The following is a 23,813-nucleotide window of genomic DNA, read 5'->3' on the forward strand; positions in this document are numbered from 1 at the left end:
CTGCTGCCGCCGCCGTTCCGCGGGAATCCGGAGGGCCGTGGAATGCCGGGGCGTATGCTTGGAGAAGGGTGATCCAGACCGTGCAGTCCGAGTGTCGGATGCAGCGTTGCCCGTAACAGTCTCGAGGCACGCGTTACATGACCCTCACCACCGCAACGCCGGAGCGACCGAAATCGCGGATCCGGCAGCCCAACGCCGTCGTCCTGAGCTACTCGGAACTCCTGAAAACCGTCAAGGCCGCGGGCCTGCTCGAACGCCGCGTGGGCTTCTACATCACGGTGTTTTCGGTTCTTGTACTCCTGATGACGGCCACCTGGTTCGGCTTCGCGCTGATCGGCGACAGCTGGTTCCAGCTGCTCATCGCCGCCGCCATCGGCATCCTCTGCACCCAGCTGAGCTTCCTGGCCCACGAGGCCGGGCACCGGCAGATCTTCGCCTCCCGCCGCGCCAACGACTGGGCAGCACGGCTGCTCGCCACCTCGGTGGCAGGAATCAGCTACTCCTGGTGGGAGCAGAAGCACGGCGCGCACCACAACCACCCCAACGTCATCTCCAAGGACCCCGATATCGCCACCGGCGCCATCGCGTTCCACCCCGAAGGCGCCGCCACCCGGCAGGGACGGTTCTCCTTCCTCACCCGCAAGCAGGGCTGGTTCTTCTTCCCGCTGCTGTTCCTGGTGGGCCTTGGCCTGCAGATCGATTCGATCAAGTTCATTTTCCAGCGCGCCAAGGTGACGCACCGCTGGGTTGAAATCCCGATCCTCCTGGTCCGGCTCAGCCTCCTGCCGGTGCTCGCGTTCACCTTCCTGCCGTGGGGTATGGCTCTCGCGTTCATCGCGGTCCAGCTCGCGGTCTTCGGGTTTTACATGGGCGCTTCCTTTGCCCCGAACCACAAGGGCATGCCGGTCCTGCCGGCCGACAGCCGGGTGGACTTCTTCAGCCGCCAGGTCCTGACGTCCCGGAACATCTCCGGCGGCTTCTTCATGGACATCCTGCTCGGCGGCCTCAACCGCCAGGCCGAGCACCACCTCTTCCCGGACATGGCCCGCCCGCAGCTCGACAAGGCCGCCGTGATCGTCCGTGAGTTCTGCGCGAAGCACCAGGTTCCGTACACGGAGACCACGCTGCTGCAGTCCTACGGCATCATCGTGCGGTACCTCAACGACGTCGGCCTGTCCGCCGGACGCCACTTCGAGTGCCCGATGGCCACCGTCACCCGCCGCTACTAGGCGGCAGCGCGGCGCGGCAGGCGCGGAGACGGCCTGCCAGGGGCACGGATTTACAGTTTGACCCGAAGTGACGGCCGGATACCGGCCGTCACTTCGTCGTTGGCGCCGGTGTCCCTAGGATGGGTGCAGGAGCGGGTCCAGGACATTCAACCCGCAATTCAGCCCCGAAGATTCGCCCAGGAAATTCCGTCCAGGCAAGGAGTCATATGATGCATGCAATCGTCGCCCGCGAGGCCGGGGGCCCGGAGGTCCTCACACTGGCCCAAGTCGAGCGCCCGGTTCCGGGTCCCGGCCAGCTGCTGGTCAAGGTCGCCGCCGTCGGCGTGAACTTCATCGACACCTACAAGCGCAGCGGCAGCTACAAGGTTCCATACCCTTTCACCCCCGGTTCCGAGGCGTCGGGCACCGTGGAGGAACTCGGCCACGGCGTGACGGGGTTCTCCGCCGGCGACCGTGTGGCCACGGCCGAGGGCGTCAACTGCTATGCCGGCTACGCCCTGATCGACGAGGACAAAGCGCTGCCGGTCCCCCACGGCGTGGACGACTTCACGGCCGCTGCCCTGCCGCTGCAGGGCATCACCGCGCACTACCTGATCAATTCCTCCTTCAAGGTGGAGCCGGACCACACCGTCCTGCTGCACGCCGGAGCCGGCGGCGTCGGGTTGCTGCTGATCCAGCTGCTCAAAGCCAGGGGCGCGCGCGTGATCACCACCGTCTCCACCGATGACAAGGAGCAGTTGGCCCGCGACGCCGGCGCCGACCACGTGCTGCGCTACGACGGCTTCGCGGCCAAGGTCCGCGAGCTGACGGACGGGACCGGCGCGGATGTGGTGTACGACGGCGTCGGTAGGGACACGTTCGACGGGTCCCTTGCTGCCCTGCGCATCCGCGGCACCCTGGTGCTCTTCGGTGCCGCCTCCGGCCCAGTACCGCCCTTCGACCCGCAGCGGCTCAACTCCGGCGGCTCGCTGTACCTGACCCGGCCCACGATCGGCCACTTCCTGCGCGACGCCCACGAACGCCGCTGGCGCTCCGACGAGCTCTTCGCGGCGGTCGCCGATGGCAGCCTCAAGGTGCGGGTTGGCGCCCGCTACGATCTGGCCGAGGCAGCCCGGGCCCACGATGACCTGGAGCAGCGGCGCACCACCGGCAAAGTCATCCTCGTTCCGTAGCCTTCGGTAAGGACTGGTTCCGGGGGCCCGGTTGCGGGAGTCGGGACCAGGCCCCCGGAACAGATCAGGGAATCAGCGTGCCAATGCCCCGGCGGTGGCGGAGTATTAACATAAAGCGAACCCGGACACCTTCCGTTCACCTAGGCCGGAGACGATCCCCCAGTGACTGATCAGCAAGCGCAACCCAGCGACCCCCCGCATGCCCTCGCCACCGTCAGCCCGGACTTCCGCGCGCAGCTTCCGGGGTCCCTGGCTGCACCGCCGGAGCGGACGCTGGTGGACATCCTGCGGGACACCGCCGTGCGTTTCCCGGATGCCTCCGCCCTGGACGACGGCCACGAATCGCTCAGTTACGCCCAGCTGACCGCCGCGGTCCGGGCCAAGGCGAAGGAGTTGCATCTGGCCGGCCTTGGTGCCGGGGACAAGATCGGGGTCAGGATTCCGTCCGGCACCAACCTGCTCTATGTCTCGATCCTCGCCATCCTGATGGTGGGGGCGGCGTACGTCCCGGTGGACGCGGACGACCCTGAAGAGCGCGCCCGGCTGGTGTTCGGCGAGGCCCGTGTCGCCGGCATATTACGCGGCGCCGGCGAGATTGTGACGGAGGGGCAGCGGCCCCGCCCGTTTCCTGCGCCGCGGCTTCCCGGCCCGGACGACGACGCCTGGGTCATCTTCACGTCGGGTTCCACGGGGACGCCCAAAGGCGTGGCGGTGCAGCACCGTTCCTCGGCGGCCTTCGTCGATGCCGAAGCCCGCATCTTCCTGCAGAACGATCCGATCGGGCCGCAGGACCGGGTCCTGGCCGGCCTGTCGGTCGCTTTCGACGCCTCCTGCGAGGAGATGTGGCTTGCCTGGCGGCACGGCGCCTGCCTCGTCCCGGCGCCCCGAGCCTTGGTCCGGACCGGCATGGATCTTGGCCCGTGGCTGATCAGCCACGGCATCACGGTTGTGTCCACGGTGCCCACGCTGGCCGCACTCTGGCCGGTGGAGTCCCTGGAGAGCGTCCGCCTGCTGATTTTCGGCGGCGAAGCGTGTCCGCCGGAACTTGCTGAGCGGCTCGCCGTCGAAGGCCGTGAGGTGTGGAACACGTACGGACCCACCGAGGCCACCGTGGTGGCGTGCGCAGCGCCGCTGGGCGGTTCCGGTCCGATCAGGATCGGCCTGCCGCTGGACGGCTGGGACCTCGCCGTCGTGGACGCCGAATCCCGGCCCGTCGAGGAAGGCGAAGTCGGCGAACTGATCATCGGCGGCGTCGGCCTGGCCCGCTATCTGGACCCGGCGAAGGACGCCGAGAAGTATGCCCCCATGCCGTCCTTGGGCTGGACGCGGGCGTACCGCTCGGGCGACCTGGTCCGCTACGAGGCCGCGGGGCTGATCTTCCAGGGCCGCGCCGACGAACAGGTCAAGCTTGGCGGGCGCCGGATCGAGCTGGGCGAAATCGACGCCGCCCTGCAGTCGCTGCCGGATGTGGCCGGAGCGGCGGCGGCAGTGCAGACGACGGCGGCCGGCAACCAGATCCTCGTGGGTTACCTGGCCCCGGCCGGGGGCCAGGATATCGATCTGGCCGCGGCGCGGGAGCTCCTCGGCGAGAGCCTGCCGGCGCCGCTGATTCCGCTGCTGACCCTGGTCGATTCGTTGCCCACCAAGACCAGCGGGAAGGTGGACCGGCACGCGCTGCCGTGGCCCCTGGCGGGGGCCGGAGCCGCCGACACCGAAGCGGCCCCGCTGAACCTCCCCGACGACGCCGCCTGGATTGTGGAGCAGTGGAGTGCCGTGCTGGGCAGCACGGTATCCGGCCTTGATGCCGACTTCTTCGCCTACGGGGGCGGGTCCCTGGCCGCCGCGCAGCTCGTCTCCGCCCTGCGCGTGCGCTACCCCACCATCACGGTGGCTGATATTTACGCCACCCCGCGGGTCGGCGCCCTCATCGATGCAGCGCGCCAGTCGCTCCCCGAGGGCGGGCCGGGCCCGGCCCCGGAACGCACCGTCCGGCGCACGGCCCGCAGGTCGCAGGTCTTCCAGACTCTCATGGGAGTTCCGCTGCACATTCTCGTGGGCATGCGCTGGCTGACGTACCTGATGGCGGCGAACAATGTGCTCTCCTCCCTCGCCGGGTTCACGGCTGCGCCCACGGTGTCCTGGTGGTGGGTGGGCGCCTCCTGGCTGGTGTTCGTCAGTCCTGCGGGCCGGATGCTCGTTTCCATGGCCGCCGCCCGCCTCCTGCTCCGCAAAGTGGTGCCGGGGACGTACCCCCGGTCCGGCCGGGTGCACCTGCGCCTGTGGCTGGCCGAACAGATCCAGGACCTGGCCGGCGCCATCAGCCTGGCCAGTGCTCCGTGGGTGCCCTATTACGCCCGGGCCCTCGGGGCGAAAATCGGGAACGACGTCCAGCTCCACTCGCTGCCGCCCGTCACGGGCCTGCTTTCGCTCGGCAGCGGCTGCAATGTGGAGCCGGAGGTCGATCTGTCCGGCTGGTGGATCGACGGCGACATCGTCCACATCGGGGCCATCCACGTCGGCCCCGGCGCCACAGTCGGGGCACGCAGTACCCTCATGCCGGGCGCCACGATCGGCGCCGGAGCCAAGGTGGAGCCGGGCTCAGCCGTGCTGGGCAAAGTGAAGTCCGGGCAACTTGTCGCCGGGTCCCCGGCCGAGCGCCGGGGCAAGGCCAAACACTCCTGGCCGGACACGCCCCCGGCCCACCCGCTGATGGGCCGGCTCTGGTTCGCCGGCTTCGCCGCCGCGTCAGCCATCCTGGCCCTGATCCCGTATGTCTCCGCCGCCGCCGCGGCAGGGGTGGTCTTCGGCTTCATCCGGGGCAAGGAATCGCTGGGCGCCGCGCTGCCGCAGCTGCTGCTGTCCCTCCCGTTGGCCGCCCTGGTCTGGTTCCTGTCCAACCTGGTGCTGATACTCCTGACCACCCGTCTCCTCGGCGTGGGCCTGGCCGAAGGCTACTACCGGGTGCGCAGCAGGATCGGCTGGCAGGTCTGGGCGACCGAACGGGTCCTGGATCTGGCCCGCGACCTCCTCTTCCCCATTTACGCCAGCCTCTTCACGCCGGCTTGGCTGCGCCTGCTCGGGGCCAGGATCGGTAAGAACGTGGAGGCCTCAACCGTCCTGCTGATCCCCAAGATGACCACCGTCGGGGAAGGCGCCTTCCTGGCCGACGACACGATGGTGGCCTCCTACGAGCTCGACGGCGGCTGGTTGCGGATCGCCCCCGCCAAGATCGGAAAGCGCTCCTTCCTCGGCAACTCCGGCATGACCGCGGCCGGCCGCAACGTGCCCAAGAACTCCCTTGTGGCTGTGCTGTCGGCGACCCCGGCGAAATCGAAGGCGGGGACCTCGTGGCTGGGCAGCCCGCCGGTCCGGCTCCGGCGCACGGCCATCGCCTCCGACGACACGAGGACGTACCAGCCGCCCCTGAAACTCAAGATCGCCCGGGCCTTGTGGGAACTGTGCCGCTTTGTCCCCGTCGTGACGACCGTCGCGATCGCCGCCGGAGTGTTCCTCGCCTTCGATTGGCTCGCCACCGTCTTCAATTACGGCATCGCGGCGCTCCTGGGCGGAGTCGTCATCCTGCTCGCCGGCGCCGTGGCAGCGGGCAGCGCCGTCGTGGCGAAATGGCTGCTGGTGGGGCGCATCAGGCCCGGCGAACATCCGCTGTGGAGCTCCTTCATCTGGCGCAACGAGGTGGTGGACACCTTCATCGAAATGGTCAGCGCCCCGTGGTTCGCCCGCGCCGCAACCGGCACCCCGGCGCTTGTCTGGTGGCTCCGGGCACTCGGCGCCAAGATCGGCGCCGGCACGTGGTGCGAAAGCTACTGGCTGCCCGAAGCGGACCTCGTAACCCTGGGCCGGAATTCCACGGTGAACCGCGGCTGCGTGGTCCAGACCCATCTCTTCCACGACCGCGTCATGAGCATCGACACTGTTACGCTCGATGACGGGGCAACGATGGGACCGCACGGAGTCATTCTCCCGCAGGCCCGGATCGGCAACGGCGGCACAGTGGGCCCCGCGTCCCTTGTGATGCGGGGTGAAACAGTGCCCGCCGCGACGTACTGGATGGGCAATCCGGTGAGTCCTTGGAGTGGGCCCGCGGTGCCTGCAGCCAAGCTGAAGTAGCCACGCCCCTGCCCGCCCGCACCTGCAATCCCGAAAGCCTGCTGATGAGTTCCAGTCCCCCACGTTCCACAGCCGCACCCGGCACCGGCAGTGGCCTGCCCACCGACGATGCGGCCGGATCCCCTGATCCCTATCTGCCGGGCCACGGCACGGATGCCTACCGTGTCACGCGCTATGAACTTGAACTGGACTACAAGCTCAGCAGCAACCGCCTGAACGGCCGCGCGGTGGTGCACGCCGTGACGGAACGCCCCACGTCCGCCATCGTCCTGGACCTCACCGGTCTCCGGGCCACCAAGATCCAGCTGAGCGGGCGGAGGGTGCGGAAGTTCAGCCAGCGCGCCGACCAGCTCGTCATCGTCCCCGAGGCAGCCCTGCTGCCGGGCGAGGACTTCACCCTCGATATCCGCTACGAGGGCAACCCCTCTCCCCGCCGCGGGCTCTGGGGCGAAGTGGGCTGGGAGGAACTCACCGATGGTGTGCTCGTGGCGGGGCAGCCGAACGGCGCACCCTCCTGGTTTCCGTGCAACGACCACCCGCAGGACAAGGCCAGCTACCGGATCTCGGTGACCACGGACGCCAACTACCGGGCAGTGTGCAACGGAATCCTGGTGTCGCACAACTCCCGGTCCAGCCGCGAAACGTGGGTGTACGAACAGTCGGAGCCGATGTCCACCTACCTCGCCACCGTCCAGATCGGCCGCTACGAACTCCTGGCGCTCAACCCTGTCCGCCCGGCAGTGCAGGTGCCCCAGTACGCGGCCGTTCCGGCCGCACTGGCAGAGGCCGCCCGCATCGGGCTGGCCAGGCAGCCGGAGATGATGCGCACCTTCATCAACTGTTTCGGCCCTTACCCTTTCTCCGAGTACACCGTTGTGGTAGCAGGGGATGAACTGGAGATCCCGCTGGAGGCGCAGAGCCTGTCGATCTTCGGCCCCAACCATCTCCGGCAGGACTGGGAGTCCCAGCGGCTCATCGCGCATGAGTTGTCCCATCAGTGGTTCGGGAACTCGCTGACGGCGGCCTCGTGGAAGGACATCTGGCTGCACGAGGGCTTCGCCTGCTACGCGGAATGGCTCTGGTCCGAGGAGGCCGGCGTGATGACCGTGGCCCGCCGGGCCGCCACCGCGTGGCGGAAGCTCGGCGCCAGCAAGCAGGATCTGCTCGTGGGCGACCCCGGTCCGGAGCTGATGTTCGATGACCGGGTCTACAAACGCGGCGCCCTGGCGCTGCACGCCCTGCGCCTGCGCTGCGGTGACCTGGCCTTTTTCTCCCTGCTGCACGAGTGGGCCAGCCAGAACCGCCACGGCTCCGTTTCGACACAGCAGTTCATCCTGACCGCGGACCGGGCGACAGGCCTCGATACCGAGTCCCTGCTGCACCCGTGGCTGTACCAGGAGGCCCTGCCGCCGATGCCGACGGGCGGCTAGCAGCAGTCCTGACGGCGGGCTCCCCGCCTGCGGCGGCTGCTAGGCCATTTCAACGATGGCCAGCGCGGCGGCAAAGCCGGCGGGCAGGCCCAAGGCAACCGTGTCCAGATCAACCACGACAGTTCCGTCGGCAGGCTCCGCGAAGGCTTCAACCGAGGACGGTTCGATCCGCAGACCGGTGCCGCGGGCCTTCAGCAGGGCTTCCTTGCGCGCCCAAGCCGCTGCCCGCCAGGGCATCACCTTCACCGGCGGCAGGGCAAGGAGATGCTGCCGTTCCGCAGAGGTGAGGGCGACGTCGTCGAACCCTGGGAACATCACGCCGGAGCTGTGCTCCAGGTCAATGCCGACCGCACCGCCGACCATAACCCCGGATACGCCGGTGCTGCCGGCCGCGAGCAGGACCCAGCCGCCGCTGCGCGAAAGGCTCAGGCTGAGGCCAACGGGGGCGCCGTGCATCCGGTAGCCGGGGCGGCCGTGGTCAAGCTCCGGTCCCGTGCCGCAGTCCGGGCACGAATAGTGGGCCGTGAGCTCCCCGGGGCCCACACCGAGAATCCCGGCGACGAAGGCGCGCAGGGCGATCCTGCCGGCGAGGAAGTCCCGCCGGGCGGCCGGACTCGTGATGCCCGCGGCGCGTGTTTGTTCCGCGGGATCGAGATGGATCCCGCCGTCCGGTCCGACGTCGGCAAGACGCACGGACCGGACGGTGACTCCGGATACGGTGAGGGTTCCGCCGGGCTCACGGTGCTCTCCGGGCTCACGGTGCTCTCCGGGCTCCCCGTGCTCGCTGTGCTCGCTGTGCTCCCCATGCTTTAGCGTTGGACTGCTCCGAAACGCTCGTGGGCCACAGCGACGGCGCCCTCGCGGGCCGCGGACGCCTCGTCCGCGGTCAGCGTGCGGTCCGCGGCCCGGAAGCGCAGGCTGAAGGCCAGCGACTTCTTGCCGTCCTCGATGCCCTTGCCCGCGTACACATCGAAGAGTGCGACGTCTTCGAGCAGTTCCCCGGCGCCTTCGCGCAGGGCCGCGAGCACTTCTTCCGCCGGGACCTCCTGCGGCACCACGAGGGCGACGTCCTGGGTGGCCACCGGGTAGGTGGAGATGTGGCGGGCCACGATCACGTCGGCGGCCGCCTCAAAAAGGGCGTCCGCGTTGAATTCGAGGGCCACCGAACGCGCGGGCATGTCATGGGCGGCCAGCAGCTTCGGGTGCAGCTCGCCGGCATAGCCCAGGACCTCGCCGGTGCGGAGCGCCAGCTGGGCGGCCCGCCCCGGGTGGAAGGCCTGGTGCTGGCCCTGGCTGACCACAATCTCGACGCCAAGTACGTCGCCGGCGGTCCTGGCGATGTCAAGCGCGTCGGCCCAGTCCCACGCCCGGGGCGTGTGGCCCGCGGCGGCCGGCGAGTCGTGGCCGGTGAGTACCGCGGCGACGTACAGCGGCTGGTCCGGGACGCCGTCGTACAGTCCGTCCAGCACCTCGTCGCTGGGCTTGATGCCAAGCGGCGGGATCGAGGCGGTGCCCAGCGTGTCGCCCGGCAGGAACACCAGACCGGCCTCGAACAGGGCCAGGTCCCGGAAGCCGCGCGAATGGTTGCGCTTGGCGACCTCGATCAGGCCCGGCAGGATCGAGGTGCGCAGGTAGCCCTGCTCCTCGCTGATCGGGTTGGCCAGCTTGAGCGCTTTGCGGGGCGTTCCCTCCGTGGACACGCCGAACGTGTCATTGGCGGCCTTGGAGACGAACGGGTACGCCAGGACCTCGGTGAGGCCGGAATCTGCCAGGGCCTGGACGAGGCGCCGGCGCTGCTGCTGGGTGCGGGTCAGGCCCCGGCCCGGAGGCGCCACGGGAAGGCTCGCGGGGATCTGATCGTAGCCGACCAGCCGGGCGATCTCCTCGGAGAGGTCCTCCTTGGTTTCCAGGTCGTTGCGCCAGCTCGGGGCGGTCACGGTGTAGCCGCCGTCGTTCTTCACCACCACGGCGCCCAGGTCCTCGAGCGAGGTGACCACCTGCTCCTCGGTGAAGTCGATGCCGATCCGTTCGGACGCGAAAGCTGCGGGCAGCTCGACGGTGACGGTGCCCGGCGCCGTCCCGACGTCGGTCCCGGCCTCGTCCGCGGTGCCGCCGGCGAGTTCGACCAGGAGGTCAACGACGCGCTGGGCAGCGGTGCCCGCGACGTGCCAGTCCACGCCGCGTTCGAAGCGCTTGGAGGCTTCGGACGGCAGTTTGTGGCGGCGGCGGGAGCGTCCGATGGACACCTCGTCGAAGTGGGCCGCCTCGACGAGGACGTTCGACGTCGAATCGCTGACCTCGGTGGCGGCGCCGCCCATCACGCCGGCGATGCCGATCGCGCCGGAGCCGTCGGTGATCAGGAGGTCCTCGACGTCGAGCGCACGGACTTTTTCGTCCAGCGTGGTGATCCTTTCACCCGCCACCGCACGGCGGACCACGATGTCGCCCGACAGCTTGTCCAGGTCGTAGCAGTGCGTGGGCTGCCCGAGTTCGAGCATGACGTAGTTGGAGATGTCCACCGGCAGCGAGATGGAGCGGATGCCGGCAAGCCGGAGGCGTGAAACCATCCAGAGGGGCGTGGGGCGGGTGGCATCCACGCCGCGGACGGTGCGGGCCACGAAGCGGTCGCAGCCGGGCTTGCCGTAGATCGGGGCGTCGTCGTTGAGTTTGACGGGGTAGCCGCCGGCCAGGGCAACCGGAGCCTGTACTTTCGACGCCGGGTCCGTGAAGGACGTGCCGGTGGCGTGGGCGTACTCACGGGCCACGCCGCGGATCGAGAACGCGTAGCCGCGGTCCGGGGTGACGTTGATTTCGGCGGCCTGGTCGTAGAGGCCCAGGAGCTCCATGGCGTCGGCGCCGATTTCCGGGTCCAGCCCGATCCGGGAGAGCACCAGGATGCCGTCGTGGTCTTCGCCAATGCCGAGCTCGCGCACGGAGGCGATCATGCCGGCGGACAGGTGGCCGTAGGTCTTGCGCGCCGAAATGTGGAAGTCGCCGGGCAGCACGGCGCCGGGGAGGGTGACCACCACCTTGTCGCCTTCCACGAAGTTATGGGCGCCGCAGATGATGCCCTGGACCCCCGAGGGATCAATGCCGTCGCCGGTGAGCGACTGCTGCTGCCCTTCGGGGACCACCCGGACCTGGCACCAGTTGATGGTTTTGCCGTTGGTCTGGGGTTCCTTGACGATGCTCAGGACCTGGCCCACCACGATGGGGCCTTGCAGGGTGTCCGTGGGGCGGTGGACGGCTTCTTCTTCAAAGCCGACCTTGACCAGTTCGGCCATCACGTCTTCGGCCGTTGCTCCGGCCGGTACCTGCGCGAATTCACGCAGCCAGGAAAGGGGGATACGCACGGTTAGATCTCCATCCCGAAGTGCTCGCTGAAACGTACATCGCCTTCGATCATGTCGCGCATGTCGCCGACCTCGTTGCGGAACATCAGCGTCCGCTCGATGCCCATGCCGAAGGCAAAACCTGAATAGATCTCCGGATCGATGCCCGCGGCGCGGAGCACGTTGGGGTTGACCATGCCGCAGCCGCCCCATTCGATCCAGCTGGGACCGCCCTTGGCGCCCGGGTGCCAGATGTCCAGCTCGGCGGACGGTTCCGTGAACGGGAAGTAGTTGGGACGCAGCCGGATCTGGGCCTCGTCGCCGAACATCTGGCGCGCGAAGTGCTCCAGGGTTCCGCGGAGGTCCGCCATGCTGAGCGTCTTGTCGATGGCCAGGCCCTCGAACTGGTGGAACACCGGGGTGTGCGTGGCGTCGAGCTCGTCGGTGCGGAAGACCTTGCCGGGGCACAGCACGTAGATGGGCAGCTCGCGTTCCAGCATCGAGCGGACCTGCACAGGCGAGGTGTGGGTGCGCATCAGCAGGTGGGCCTCGGGCGGCTCCACGAAGAAGGTGTCCTGCATTTCGCGGGCGGGGTGGTCCGGCTTGAAGTTCAGTGCGTCGAAGTTGAACCACTCCGACTCGACCTCGGGGCCTTCGGCGATCTCCCAGCCCATGCCCACGAAGATGTCCGCGACGCGCTCCTGCAGGGTGGACAGCGGGTGGCGTGCACCGGCCCGACGGCGGCGCGGAGCGGCCGTGACGTCGACAGTCTCCTCGACCAGGATGCGCGCGTCGTTCTCGGCTTCGAGCTGGGCCGTGCGGTCGGCGAGCGCCTTGTTGACGCGACCGCGGGAGGACCCCATGAGCTTGCCCGCGGCGGCCTTCTGGTCTTTCGGCAGGCCGCCGATTTCCCGGTTGGCGAGGCTCAGCGCGGACTTCTCACCGGTGTGCGCGAGGCGGACGGCCTTGAGTTCGTCGAGCGTGGAGGCGGCGGCAATGGCGGCAACGGCCTGGTCTACGGCGGCGGTGATGGCGGCTTCATCCAGGGGATTCGGGACGCCGGCGCCCGGCAAAGTTTCAGTCATCTACTGTTCTTAGCTACGAGTCGGTTCATGCCAACGGCAACGGCCCTTCAAGGTGCAAGGACCAGCGTGTTGACAAAGGACAGGGCTCGCCAAAATCGCTCCGGCGGGCACTCCCCTTCAGTCTAGTTGAAGGCACTCAGGTGCCCGAACGTGACGGCACTCGGCGGCTCGCCTTCCCACTCCCCAGGCTTCGGCACGGCGGCGGCCCGCACTGCTTGGCATCCACGGTATTTGTGTACCCGGCGGCGGGGCGCCCGGCTAGCATGGCCTCATGACGCCGGGACAACGGCTGCGGCAGCTGGCCAACGTACTGAATGCAACAACTCCACTGGGGTTGCTGCTGGCCGGCTGTGCGCGCACCCCGGTCCGCCGGGGGCCCCGGGGACTGCTGATTGCCACCGGCTACCGCTGGCGGCTCCCCTTCGCCGGCGCCTTTACGGTCGGCAATGTGGTGCTCTTCCGCGCCGGGCCGGAGGAAGCCCTGGCCAACACCGTGTTGCTGGGGCACGAGGAGCGCCACTGCACCCAGTACGCCTGGTGCCTGGGCCTTCCCTTCCTGCCGCTGTATTTCCTCGCGGCGGGCTGGTCCCTGGCCCGGACCGGCAACCCCGGCTCCCGTAATTTCTTCGAACGTCGCGCCGGGCTGCGGGCCGGCGGCTACCCGGAGCCGGGCGCCCGGGTCCAGGCGGCAACCGCCGGCAGGACAGGCCCGGCGGCCCCCGAACGGAACGAGGCATAACATGACAGAGAACCCCAGGACCATCTCGGTCACCGGATCCGGCAGCGCGGAAGCCGCGCCGGACCTGCTGACCCTCTCGATCGGCGTCGAGTGCCGCCGGGACGACGTCGGCACGGCGTACGGCGATGCCGGCCGCTCCGCCGCCGCCATCACCGCGGCGCTCCGCGGACACGGCGTGGCGGACCCGGACATCACGACGTCGGGCCTCAACGTCCGCGCGGAGGTGAACTGGCAGGAGGGCCGGGGCCAGGTGGTCTCGGGCTACCTGGCGTCCAGCATGCTCAGTGTCCGGATCACGGACCTGCGAACAGCATCGGCAGTCATCGCGGCCGCGGTCGCGGCTGGCGGCAACGATGTCCGGCTCAACGGGCTGGAACTCGGATTCGCCGATCCCGCCGCGGTCACCGCCCGGGCCCGCGAAGCCGCGTGGCAGGATGCCCTCACCACGGCCGGGCACTTCGCATCCCTCGCCGGAGCTTCACTGGGCAAGGTGGTGTCGATCGAGCAGCAGTCCGGCCACCCGGCGCCGATCCCCGTGGCGAAGATGCAGCGGGCCGTCGCGGTGGAATCGCTTACCGTGGAGGCAGGCGAGTCCAGCGTGAGCTCCACGGTCGGCGTTGTGTGGGAGTTGCTCGGCTGAGCCGGCGTGCGCGGGCAGGATGTGGCCCGGCTAGTGCGTCGCCCCGGCGGCGATCTTGAGGTCCGCAGTGGTCGCCAGGGTGGTGCGGACAACGACGGCGAGCGCCTCCGTCAGCTGCTCCAACGGTAGGGACGGATCCGTGCTCCCCGGCGGCAGCTGGCCCGGCTCGTAGGGAACATGGACAAAGCCTCCCCGGGTTCCGGGTCTGTGCCGCAGGGTGTGCATCAGCCCGTAGAAGACGTGATTGCAAACGTAGGTGCCCGCGGTCTGGGAAACCTCGGCCGGGATCCCCGAGGCCAGCAGGGCCGCGAGCGCCGCCTTCACCGGAAGGGTGCTGAAATAAGCTGCCGGTCCCCCGTCGACGACGGGCCGGTCCACGGGTGACTGGCCGGCGTTGTCCGGAATCCGTGCGTCGTCGCAGTTGATCGCGATCCGTTCCAGCGAGATCCGGGGCCGCCCGCCGGCCTGGCCCGCGCAGACCACAAGCTCCGGGCGGTACTGCTCCAGCGCTGCCTCCAGTACGCGGATCGCGTCCCCAAAGACGCAGGGAAGCTCCGCGGCCTGCGCGTCGAGCCCTTCGGCCCGGAGCAGGGCCGCGGCCTCCCGCGCGGCGGACCACGACGGGTTGGCGCTCTCGCCGCCGAACGGCTCGAATCCTGTGAGGAGAATCATCGCCCCAGCCTAGCAATGCAGCCCGACACCGTCTCCGGCCCTCCAGGCCGCGGCAGCGTCGGGGTGAGGTCCAGATACGGCGCGGGGCCTTGACTTAAATTCGAACATACATTCGAATAGAGCCATGAGATGGGACGCACAAGCACTGAAGCCGGCGCCCGAAGCCGGGGCCGCACGATCCGGGTCTCCCGGCGCGGCTGAAGACACCGCCCCCAGTGCCGGCGACGGGTCCCGGGCCGCTCCGGCCACCGATGCGCTGCTGCCCTTGATCGGTCTGGTGCGCTCCGTTTCCACCCCCGAGTTTGCCGGGGTCACTTTTCATGAGGTCACTGCCAAATCGGTGCTCAACAAAGTGGTCGCCGGTTCGCGGATGCCGTTCGAGTGGACCATCAACCCTTACCGCGGCTGCAGCCACGCCTGTGTCTACTGCTTCGCCCGGAAGAGCCACACCTACCTCGACTTCGACGCCGGGCTGGACTTTGACAGCCAGGTGGTGGTGAAGATCAACGCCGCAGAGGTCCTGCGCCGGGAACTGGCCAAACCTTCCTGGGGGCGGCAGCACGTGGCACTGGGCACCAACACGGATCCCTACCAGCGGGCCGAGGGCCGCTACCGGCTGATGCCGGGCATCATCGGGGCGCTGGCCGATTCCGGCACTCCCCTGTCGATCCTGACCAAGGGCACCCTGCTGGCCCGGGACATTCCGCTGCTGAAGCATGCCGCAGCCCAGGTGCCCGTCGGCGTGGGCATCTCGCTGGCGATGACCGACGAGCGCCTCTCCGAAGCCGTGGAGCCCGGCACGCCCGGTCCGCGGGCACGCCTGAAACTGGTTACGCGGCTGCGGGAAGCCGGGCTGCCCTGCGGAGTCATGGCCATGCCCATCCTGCCGTGGCTCTCGGACAGCGACGAGGCCCTCGATTCCCTGTTCGGTTCCCTGGCCGCGGCGGGGGCGACCGGCGTGACGGCGAGCGCCCTCTACCTCAAACCGGGAACGCGGGAATGGTTTATGCAATGGATTGCCAGGGAACATCCCCGGCTCGCCGGCAAGTACCGGAGGTTGTACGGCACGGGGTCCTACGCCTCCAAGGAGTACCGGGACTGGCTCTCCGGCCGCATCCGGCACTTCAAGGCATTGCACGGGTTCTCCGGCTCGCACGGTTTCAGCCACCGCAACGTCGACGGCGATCCCGACAGTAACGCTTCCGGCAGCATTGATCCCAGGGACGAAGAGGCCCAGTACCCGGCCGGCAGCATCCCCGGTCCGGCCGCTCTCGCCGGCGCCCGGCACGGGAGCCACGCCGCGGAGGCGGCGCAGCCCACCCTGTTCTAAAGGGCCTTCACGGCGCCCAGAACCCGGGTGAGTGAGTCCTTCGCGTCACCGAAGAGGAGCGTGGTCTTGGGATCAAACAGCAGCTCGTTCTCGATCCCGGCGAAACCCGGCCGCATGGAGCGTTTGAGGAACACCACCTGCCCCGCCTGGGCCACCTCCAGGATCGGCATCCCGTAGATGGGGGCACCGGGCGTGGACTTGGCCGCCGGATTGACAACATCGTTGGCGCCCACGACGAGCGCAATGTCGGTGTTCGGGAACTCCGGGTTGGCTTCCTCAAGTTCCTTCAGCGCCTCATAGGGTACATTCGCTTCCGCGAGGAGCACGTTCATGTGGCCCGGCATCCGGCCGGCCACCGGGTGGATGGCAAAGACCACCTCCACGCCGCGGGCCGCCAGCGCCGTGGCGAGCTCCGCGACTGTGTGCTGGCCCTGAGCGACGGCGAGCCCGTATCCGGGGACAATGACCACCCTTTGCGCATAGCCGAGCTGGACTGCGACGTCCTCGGGAGAGGCGGAACGGACCGGCCGGTCGCTCTGCGCAGTTGATCCCGCCGTCGAGCCGCCCCGGAAGGCGCCGAACATGATGCCCGTGACGCCGCGGCCCATCGCGGACGCCATCACCTTGGTCAGGATGGTGCCGCTGGCCCCGACCAGCGTGCCGGCAACCAGCAGCAGCACATTGCCCAGCACAATGCCGGAGGCCGCGACCGCCAGGCCGGTGAAGGCGTTCAGCAACGAGATCACGATTGGCACGTCGGCCCCGCCGACGGGCAGCACCAGCAGGAGTCCTGCCGCGAGGCCAAGCACCAGCAGCGCCACGGCCCAGCCGGTTGAACCCGTGGCAACGACGAAGCCCGCGGCAGTGACGGCGCCGAACACCACGGCGCCCATCACCACCGGCATTCCGGGGAACAGCAGGGGGCGGGTGCTGATCAGCTCCTGCAGCTTGCCCACCGTCACGGCCGAGCCGGCGAAGGACACCGCGCCGACCAGCATCGTGAAGACCACGGCCAGCCTTACCCAGGGGTCCTCGCTGTGGCCCAGCTCCAGTACCGCCACCAGGGCAGCCGCGCCGCCGCCGACGCCGTTGAAGAGGGCCACCAGCTGTGGCATCTGGGTCATGTGCACCCGGCGGGCCACCGGGACGGCCAGAGCGGAGCCGACTGCGATTGCGCCGAGGATCAGCGGGATGTTCTCCAGTTTCGCGGACAGGAACACCGTGACCACGGCGACGAGGGCGCCGGCCGCACCGATGGCGTTGCCCCGCCTGGCGGTCCGCGGAGAGCTCAGGCCTTTTAGCGCGAGGATGAAGCAGACTGCGGCCACCAGGTAGAAGAGCGAAGTCCACCCCGGGCCGAGGACGCTCACGCGCCGTCCTCCCCCGCGCCGGCACGGGGCCGGGCAGGTTTCCGGCCGCCAAACATCTCCAGCATCCGGTCCGTGACGACGAATCCGCCGACCAGGTTGGCGGTCGCCAGGACCACGGCGATGAGGGCGATGGTCAGCAGCCACGGGTCACTGGCCTGGCCGGCCACGATGATGGCGCCCACCAGGATGATGCCGTGGATGGCGTTGGCGCCGGACATCAGCGGCGTGTGCAGCTTGCTGGTCACCTTGGAGACCACCTCGAACCCGACAAACACGGAGAGCACCACCACCGTCAGCAGCGTGATCGGATCCATCATGGCAGGGCCTCCAGTGCCTCGGCGGTGGCGGCATGGACGACGCATCCGCCGTGGGTCAGGCAGGCACCCGCAATGACGTCGTCATCGAAGTCCGGGACAACCTTGCCGTCGGCGGTCATCAGTGCCAGCAGGTTCGCGACGTTTTTGGCAAAGAGCCGGGAGGCATCAGAGGGCATCGCCGAGGCGGCGTCCTGCAGGCCCACCAAGGTCACGGAACCGCCTTCCACCGGGATCTGGAGATCCCGCCCCGCGATGACTCCCTCGACGTTTCCGCCGGATTCCGCGGCGAGGTCGACGACGACCGACCCGGGCCGCATCCCGGCGACCATCTCCGCGGTCACCAGCAACGGGGCGGCGCGGCCGGGGACGGCCGCCGTCGTGATGAGGACATCCGCCGCCGCGACGTGCGGGGCCAGCAGGGCGCGCTGGCGTTTGGCCCGGTCCTGGCCGAGCTCACGGGCGTAGCCGCCGGCGCCCTCCGCGGCGGCGTCCGCCGTTCTGGTGTCAAGGTCCAGATCGATGAATGTGCCGCCCATCGAGGCGACCTCGTCGGCGGATGCTGCCCTGATGTCGTTGGCGGAGACCCGCGCTCCCAGGCGTTTCGCCGTGCCGATCGCTTGAAGCCCGGCGACGCCGGCCCCCAGCACCAGCACCCGGGCGGGCGGGATGGTGCCGGCGGCCGTCATGTAGAGCGGGAAAAACCTCGGGTAGCGCAGCGCAGCCTCCAGGACGGCGCGGTAGCCGGAGACCAGCGACTGGGAACTGAGCGCGTCCATGGACTGGGCCCGGGAGATCCGGGGTACGAGTTCCAGCGCGAACGAGGTCACATGGGCGGCGGCGAGGGCGCCCACGCTGGGCAGTTCCGACGCCGGAGAGGCGAATCCGATCGTGACGGTGCCGGGCCTGAGTCGCGCGGCGGCCTCCGGTTCGAGCGGCCGGACGTGCAGCAGGACATCTAGTGTTTCGGCGGGCAGCTCAGCAACGATAGACGCTCCGGCCGCCGCGAAGGCGGCGTCCCCGTACCCGGCGGCTGCGCCGGCGTTGCTCTGAACAGCCACGTCCAGCCCCAGTGCCGTGAGTTGCTGCACCGTCTCAGGCGTGGCAGCGACCCTTCGCTCCCCTGCGCGCTGTTCCCGCCTGACACCGACCTGCACGGGTTGCTCCTCTCGATTCGCTTCAGCGTAGTCACATGCTTCACGCTTTGGCGAGAGGTGTGGCCGCGGCGGGCCGGTTCAGCGGTTCAGAGAGCGGATACTGCCGTTGAATCCGATACCTGAAGCCTGTCCAGCAACGCCTCGACAATGGGCAGGTCGGCCGGGATCCACGGCAGGCCGATCACCTCGGCGCGGTTCCGGAGGTTGATCCAGCGCAGTTCGTCGTGGTCCTGCAGGGGACGCGGATCGCCGTCAAGGAGTTCGGCAAACCACACGCGCATCGTGGCCCGCTCGTTGAGCGGCCAGCCGCCGGCGGACCCGTTGACCAGTTCCGCGCCCAGCCTGACGCTCACGCCCAGCTCTTCGAGCAGCTCACGGTGCAGGGCCTGCTCGCCAGTTTCGCCGGACTCCACTTTTCCGCCGGGGAACTCCCACATTCCGGCGAATTGCGGGGGCGCCGTCCGCCGCGCCACGAGCAGCCGGCAGGGTTCGGCAAGGGAGTCCAGTACGGCGCCGCCGACGACGCCAATGAGTCCAGTCACGCGTCCAAGTCTAGGGGCGCCCCCGGCTTAGGGGAGAATGGAAGAAGCCGCCGTCCTGAGTACCCGGAATATCGAGCGCGCCCGCCCCGTTGCACGAACCAGCCCACACATCAGATTTAACTTGCCGCATTCTCCTGGCTTCTGCCGGGAACGTTCCCGAAAAGCAGACGAATGACAACCACCACACAAGCCCCGGCGGCGCCCAAAACCGGCACCCGCCATCTTGCCCTCGCCATCCTTGCCCTCGCCATGGGTGGATTCGGCATCGGCACCACGGAATTCACCATGATGGGCCTGCTCAAGGAGGTGGAGCTGGGGCTCAACATCAGCACGCCGGAGGCCGGCCATCTGATCTCCGCCTATGCGCTCGGCGTCGTGATTGGAGCTCCGCTGCTTGCCGCCGTCGGCGCCAAAATGCCGCGGAAGCACCTGGCCCTCGGGCTCATGCTGTTCTTCAGCATCGCGAACCTGGCATCCTTCATCGCCCCGGATTACGGCACCATGCTGGTCTCCCGTTTCGCCGCCGGACTGCCGCACGGGGCCTTCTTCGGCGTCGCGGCTGTGATCGCGGCGTCACTGGTCGCTCCGACCAAGCGCGGCTGGGCCATTTCGATGGTCATGGCGGGACTGACGGTCTCCAATGTCATCGGCGTTCCCTTTGGCACCTGGCTGGGCCAGACGTACGGCTGGCGGCTGCTCTTCCTGCTGGTGGGCGTGATCGGCATCCTCACCCTGGTGATGCTCTGGAAGTTCGTCCCGTTCCAGAAGCCGCATGCCGATGCGAGTTTCCGCCGCGAACTCGGCGCCCTCAAGCGGCTCCAGGTCTGGCTGGCGATCCTGATCGGCATCGTCGGCTTCGGCGGCTTCTTCGCCACCTACACTTACATTGCCCACACCATGACGTCCGTGGCCGGCATTCCCGCCGCCTGGCTGCCCCTGGTTGTCGCGCTCTACGGGCTGGGCATGGTGGCGGGAAATATCGTCGGCGGCCGGATCGCGGACAAGTCCGTGATGGGAACCATCTACTGGGTGCTGCCGGGCATCGCCGTGGCCCTTGTGGTCTACGCCGTGGCCGTGCACTGGCCGTGGTCCGCCTACGTGATGGTCTTCGTCGTCGGCGGCGCCGGTTCACTGCTGGTCCCGGCGCTGCAGACCCGGCTGCTGGATGCGTCCCCCGATGCGCCCTCGCTGGCCTCTTCCCTCAACCACGCCGCCCTCAACGTCGCCAACGCGTTGGGAGCCTTCCTCGGCGGTCTCGTGATCGCCTGGGGCTGGGGCTACGTCGCACCCGCCCTCGTCGGCGCCGTGCTGGCCGTTCTGGGCCTCGGAGTCGCCGTGATCAGCGGGCTCGTGGAACGCAGGAGGCCGCTGGTCCGGTAGCCGCAGTGCGGCTGCCGGGCCGGCGGCCCCTTCCGAGCTGATGTCGCCCTAACAGCGGGCCCCGGTTACAGGGTGGTGACGCGCTGCACGTCCGGTTCCAGGTAGATGACCCGGGCGATCGGCACTGCCTCGCGGATCCGGGTCTCGGCGTCGTCGATCGCCTTGGCGATGTCCTGGCCGGTATCCGAGCGGCCGACGCTGATCTTAGCCGCGACCAGCAGCTCTTCCGGGCCTAGGTGCAGGGTCTTGAGGTGGATGATCGAGGTGCCATCGGATTCGATGGCGGTCCGGATCTTGACGACGTCGTCCTTCGTTGCCGACTCGCCGAGCAGCAAAGACTTCGTTTCCACGGCCAGCACGGCGGCGATCGCCACGAGCAGGAAACCGATCATCGCGGTGCCTAGGGCGTCCCAGATGCCGTTCCCGGTAATGAGCGTCAGGCTCACCCCGAAGAGTGCGAAGGCCAGGCCCACAAGCGCACCGAAGTCCTCGAGGAGGATGACCGGCAGCTCCGGCTGCTTGGCGCTGCGGACGAACTTGACCCAGCCCTGTTTGCCGCGGACGTGGTTGGATTCGATGATCGCGGTCCGGAACGAGAAGGACTCGGCCAGGATGGCGCCGACGAGGACGGCGAGCGGAACCCACCAGAACGCGCCTTCGATGGCGTGCGGGTGCTGGAACTTTTCCCATGCTTCATACAGGGCGAAGAGGCCGCCGACGCTGAACAGCACGATCGAGACGATGAAGGCGTAGATGTAGCGCTCGCGTCCGTAGCCGAAGGGGTGCTCCGGGCTCGCCGCCCGTTGTGCGCGTTTGCCGCCCACGAGCAGGAGGATCTGGTTGCCGGAGTCGGCCAGCGAGTGGATCGCCTCGGCCAGCATTGATGAGGAAAACGTCAGGAAATACGCGACGAATTTCAGGACGGCGATGGTCAGGTTGGCAGCAAGCGCCGCAACAATCGCCGTGGTACCGCCATTTGCAGCCAAGAGAGCTTCTCCTTAGGGGTTTCGACCGGGGTGGTGGACTCCGGCCGCCGCCTGCGCCCACAAGAAATACCGTACCCGTTGTAGCCCCGGCCAAGCACCGCAGCCAGGCGTGCGGCCCGCAGTGCTGCCGCGGTGTTGCCCGCAGCGGACACCCGCGCTGCGGCGGCCCGTTTGGCCCGCGACACCGCAGGTCATCGTGCAGGTAACGATTGGGGGTAATCCTGCTGACAAGCAAACCGGCCTATGTTAGCTTGAAGCCATAATCGGAATTCACTATTTGGATGCCGACGAATATGTAGGAGGAGTAATGGGCTTTCTAGGCTGGATCATTCTCGGACTCATAGTAGGTGCAATAGTTAAGGCAGTCATGCCTGGCAGGGTCGGAGGCGGCTGGGTGACCAGCCTCGTGCTCGGTGTTGTCGGCGCAGTTGTTGGCGGCTGGATCGGCGACCTCCTGTTTGGCGGCGGCACGATGGAATTCTGGAATCTCGGTTCCTGGCTCCTGGCCATCGTCGGCGGCCTGGTGGTAGCCCTTGCCTACGGCGCCATCACGGGACGCAATAAGACCACGAGTTAATCGCTGATTTACGACGGCGGGAGCCCACCTTTCGGTGGACCCCCGCCGTATTTTTTTCCCCTCGCCGGGACGACGGCGGGCGACCGGGGCGGAGCACGGCATGGGACTCATCCACATCGATCTGTTCACCACACTTGACGGCGTCGCGCAGGCGCCCGGCGGGCCGGACGAGGACACCGAGAACGGGTTCGAGTTTGGCGGCTGGCAGGCGCCGCTCATCGACGAGCTGGTCGGCGGGCAGGTGACCTCCGGGATGGCGGGGATGGACGCACTGCTGCTCGGGCGCCGGACCTACGACATCTTCGCCGCGTACTGGCCGCACCAGGAGGAGGGTGCGGACGGGAGTATTGCGCGGCTGTTCAACCATCTCCCGAAATACGTGGCCTCACGACAATCGCGGAGCCTTGAGTGGGCCAACTCCACGCTGCTGGGTCCTGATCCCGGCGTCGCCGTCCGCGAACTGCGCGACCGGCACGCAAACATCCATGTCATCGGCAGCCTCGACTTCGTGCAGACCCTGTTCACCGAACAGCTCTTCGATCGGCTCACCCTTTGGGTATACCCAATCCTCCTCGGCAGTGGCAAGAAGGTCTTCGCGGACGGGGTTGTTCCGACCAACCTCAGACTCATCGAGCCGGCCGTCACCTCGCCAAAAGGCGCGGTGATGCACCGTTACGCCATCGCCGACGGCGTACCTGGCGTGGGCGACATGTCGGCATAGGCCTGCTCGTCCAGGGCGGGAGGCCTGCCGCCCCCGGCCCCGGCTAGCGCGACCGGTTAGGAGTCGCTCCTTGGCTGCGGGGTTCCGCCGTCCTGCTGCGAGCGGGCGCTGGCATAGAGGCAGACCGTCGCCGCGGTCCCCAGGTTGAGGCTTTCAGCTGCCCCGTACACGGGCACGGCCACCCGGTGATCGGCCAGGGCCAGCTCTTCTTCGGAGAGGCCCTGGGCTTCGTTGCCGAAGAGCCACGCCGTGGGGCTCTCGAGGGCGTACTCCGAAACGGATGAGGCGGCACCGAGGCGTCGGGCCGCGTTCTGGTCCTGCAACTGGTCGAGGTTCAGCTGGCCCTGGCCGTCCGCGGCGAGGACGCCTATTCCGCGGTCCTTGCACCGAGCCGCCACTTCCCCGACGTCGGCGCCGAGCACCACGGGCAGGTGGAAGATGGATCCGGCCGTCGACCGGACGGCCTTGGGGTTGTAGATGTCCACGCTGGACGCGGTCAGGACGACGGCGTCCGCGCCCGCCGCGTCGGCTGCACGCAGGACGGTGCCGGCGTTGCCGGGGTCCCGGACCTCGCACAGCACGGCAACCAGCCGCGGGCCGGCCCCGAGCACCTGATCGAGGCTCACGTCCAGGAACCCGCAGACGGCGAGAATTCCCTGAGGGGTGACCGTGTCCGCCATCGCGGCGAGCACTTCGTCGGTGGCGAGGTAGGCAGTGGTGCCCTCCGCGAGCGTCTCCAGGTCCGGGTGCCGGTCCAGGCAGGACTCGCTCGCGTAGACCTCGTAGACGATGCCGGGCTCCCCCGCCGCAATCCGCTTTTGGTGCAGGACAAGGGCTTCACGGACCGCCTGCGGTCCCTCCGCCAGAAACTCGCGGCGCTTTAAACGGGCCGGGCGCCCGGCAAGTTGCGCCACCTTCCTGACCCGATCAGCTCGGGGATTGGAGAGTGGAACATCTTGCGGGCGCCCGGTTTCGTTCATATAAGAACCTTAGTGGCTTTTGCGGCCGG

At 68.6% G+C, this 23,813-nt stretch carries 20 protein-coding genes; 10 read left to right on the forward strand and 10 right to left on the reverse strand.

What is annotated here, in order from left to right:
- Window positions 1–137: 137 nt before the first annotated feature.
- From ASE96_RS15315 to ASE96_RS15330, 4 genes are all read left to right on the forward strand, one after another.
- Window positions 138–1,229 carry a fatty acid desaturase family protein gene (locus tag ASE96_RS15315; RefSeq protein ID WP_056432301.1) on the forward strand — a complete coding sequence of 364 codons (1,092 nt, stop codon included), beginning with the start codon at window positions 138–140 and terminating at the stop codon, window positions 1,227–1,229.
- Between the two features lie 206 nt (window positions 1,230–1,435).
- Window positions 1,436–2,401 carry a quinone oxidoreductase family protein gene (locus tag ASE96_RS15320; protein ID WP_056432305.1) on the forward strand — a complete coding sequence of 322 codons (966 nt, stop codon included), beginning with the start codon at window positions 1,436–1,438 and terminating at the stop codon, window positions 2,399–2,401.
- 249 nt (window positions 2,402–2,650) lie between these two features.
- Entirely contained in the window at window positions 2,651–6,529 is a 3,879-nt protein-coding gene (locus ASE96_RS15325) for a Pls/PosA family non-ribosomal peptide synthetase (protein ID WP_056432799.1), read from the forward strand.
- Window positions 6,530–6,573: 44 nt separating this feature from the next.
- Window positions 6,574–7,959 (forward strand): M1 family metallopeptidase, encoded by a 1,386-nt coding sequence (locus ASE96_RS15330; RefSeq protein WP_082492789.1) that lies wholly within the window; start codon window positions 6,574–6,576, stop codon window positions 7,957–7,959.
- Between the two features lie 39 nt (window positions 7,960–7,998).
- On the opposite strand, the gene ASE96_RS15335 is transcribed toward ASE96_RS15330, so the two are convergent.
- The 3 genes from ASE96_RS15335 to pheS form a co-directional block, all read right to left on the reverse strand.
- A complete protein-coding gene (locus ASE96_RS15335) occupies window positions 7,999–8,652 on the reverse strand; it encodes a 4'-phosphopantetheinyl transferase family protein (RefSeq protein ID WP_156367635.1) in 654 nt (217 codons plus the stop codon).
- 116 nt (window positions 8,653–8,768) lie between these two features.
- On the reverse strand, window positions 8,769–11,312 hold the full coding sequence (gene pheT, locus ASE96_RS15345) for a phenylalanine--tRNA ligase subunit beta (RefSeq protein ID WP_056432314.1): 2,544 nt from the start codon (window positions 11,310–11,312) through the stop codon (window positions 8,769–8,771).
- Window positions 11,313–11,314: 2 nt separating this feature from the next.
- On the reverse strand, window positions 11,315–12,376 hold the full coding sequence (gene pheS, locus ASE96_RS15350; protein ID WP_056432317.1) for a phenylalanine--tRNA ligase subunit alpha: 1,062 nt from the start codon (window positions 12,374–12,376) through the stop codon (window positions 11,315–11,317).
- A gap of 271 nt (window positions 12,377–12,647) precedes the next feature.
- On the opposite strand from pheS, the gene ASE96_RS15355 reads away from it, so the two are divergent.
- The gene (locus tag ASE96_RS15355; RefSeq protein ID WP_056432320.1) at window positions 12,648–13,115 is read left to right on the forward strand and encodes a hypothetical protein; all 468 of its coding nucleotides are present in this window, start codon (window positions 12,648–12,650) and stop codon (window positions 13,113–13,115) included.
- A 1-nt stretch (window position 13,116) separates the two neighbouring features.
- Window positions 13,117–13,755 (forward strand): SIMPL domain-containing protein, encoded by a 639-nt coding sequence (locus ASE96_RS15360; protein WP_056432323.1) that lies wholly within the window; start codon window positions 13,117–13,119, stop codon window positions 13,753–13,755.
- A gap of 30 nt (window positions 13,756–13,785) precedes the next feature.
- On the opposite strand, the gene pcp is transcribed toward ASE96_RS15360, so the two are convergent.
- Entirely contained in the window at window positions 13,786–14,427 is a 642-nt protein-coding gene (gene pcp / locus ASE96_RS15365) for a pyroglutamyl-peptidase I (RefSeq protein ID WP_056432326.1), read from the reverse strand.
- Window positions 14,428–14,551: 124 nt separating this feature from the next.
- On the opposite strand from pcp, the gene ASE96_RS15370 reads away from it, so the two are divergent.
- Window positions 14,552–15,757, forward strand: coding sequence for an Rv2578c family radical SAM protein (locus ASE96_RS15370; RefSeq protein WP_056432329.1), 1,206 nt, complete (start codon window positions 14,552–14,554; stop codon window positions 15,755–15,757).
- Here ASE96_RS15370 and ASE96_RS15375 read toward each other — a convergent pair.
- The 4 genes from ASE96_RS15375 to ASE96_RS15390 all read right to left on the reverse strand — a co-directional run bounded on the left by ASE96_RS15375 (window position 15,754) and on the right by ASE96_RS15390 (window position 19,140).
- The gene (locus ASE96_RS15375; protein WP_056432331.1) at window positions 15,754–17,127 is read right to left on the reverse strand and encodes an NAD(P)(+) transhydrogenase (Re/Si-specific) subunit beta; all 1,374 of its coding nucleotides are present in this window, start codon (window positions 17,125–17,127) and stop codon (window positions 15,754–15,756) included. The genes ASE96_RS15370 and ASE96_RS15375 overlap by 4 nt on opposite strands.
- Window positions 17,124–17,441 carry an NAD(P) transhydrogenase subunit alpha gene (locus tag ASE96_RS15380; protein ID WP_056432805.1) on the reverse strand — a complete coding sequence of 106 codons (318 nt, stop codon included), beginning with the start codon at window positions 17,439–17,441 and terminating at the stop codon, window positions 17,124–17,126. Before ASE96_RS15380 ends, ASE96_RS15375 begins: the two co-directional genes overlap by 4 nt.
- Window positions 17,441–18,598: a Re/Si-specific NAD(P)(+) transhydrogenase subunit alpha gene (locus ASE96_RS15385; RefSeq protein WP_056432335.1), complete on the reverse strand. Its 1,158-nt coding sequence runs from the start codon at window positions 18,596–18,598 to the stop codon at window positions 17,441–17,443. Before ASE96_RS15385 ends, ASE96_RS15380 begins: the two co-directional genes overlap by 1 nt.
- An 86-nt stretch (window positions 18,599–18,684) precedes the next feature.
- Window positions 18,685–19,140 carry a (deoxy)nucleoside triphosphate pyrophosphohydrolase gene (locus tag ASE96_RS15390; RefSeq protein ID WP_056432337.1) on the reverse strand — a complete coding sequence of 152 codons (456 nt, stop codon included), beginning with the start codon at window positions 19,138–19,140 and terminating at the stop codon, window positions 18,685–18,687.
- Window positions 19,141–19,311: 171 nt separating this feature from the next.
- Between ASE96_RS15390 and ASE96_RS15395 the strand changes: the two genes are divergently transcribed.
- Window positions 19,312–20,520 (forward strand): MFS transporter, encoded by a 1,209-nt coding sequence (locus ASE96_RS15395; RefSeq protein ID WP_056432340.1) that lies wholly within the window; start codon window positions 19,312–19,314, stop codon window positions 20,518–20,520.
- A 65-nt stretch (window positions 20,521–20,585) separates the two neighbouring features.
- Here ASE96_RS15395 and ASE96_RS15400 read toward each other — a convergent pair whose 3' ends face one another.
- On the reverse strand, window positions 20,586–21,506 hold the full coding sequence (locus ASE96_RS15400; protein WP_056432341.1) for a cation diffusion facilitator family transporter: 921 nt from the start codon (window positions 21,504–21,506) through the stop codon (window positions 20,586–20,588).
- Window positions 21,507–21,813: 307 nt separating this feature from the next.
- Between ASE96_RS15400 and ASE96_RS15405 the strand changes: the two genes are divergently transcribed.
- Both ASE96_RS15405 and ASE96_RS15410 read left to right on the forward strand, forming a co-directional pair.
- Window positions 21,814–22,083: a GlsB/YeaQ/YmgE family stress response membrane protein gene (locus ASE96_RS15405; RefSeq protein WP_056432344.1), complete on the forward strand. Its 270-nt coding sequence runs from the start codon at window positions 21,814–21,816 to the stop codon at window positions 22,081–22,083.
- Between the two features lie 100 nt (window positions 22,084–22,183).
- A complete protein-coding gene (locus ASE96_RS15410; RefSeq protein WP_056432347.1) occupies window positions 22,184–22,804 on the forward strand; it encodes a dihydrofolate reductase family protein in 621 nt (206 codons plus the stop codon).
- A 56-nt stretch (window positions 22,805–22,860) separates the two neighbouring features.
- Here the strand turns inward: ASE96_RS15410 and ASE96_RS15415 are convergent, their stop codons facing one another.
- A complete protein-coding gene (locus ASE96_RS15415; protein WP_056432349.1) occupies window positions 22,861–23,784 on the reverse strand; it encodes a TrmH family RNA methyltransferase in 924 nt (307 codons plus the stop codon).
- Between the last annotated feature and the right edge of the window lie 29 nt (window positions 23,785–23,813).

It is taken from the genome of Arthrobacter sp. Leaf69 (assembly GCF_001422645.1).
Classification (GTDB): domain Bacteria; phylum Actinomycetota; class Actinomycetes; order Actinomycetales; family Micrococcaceae; genus Arthrobacter.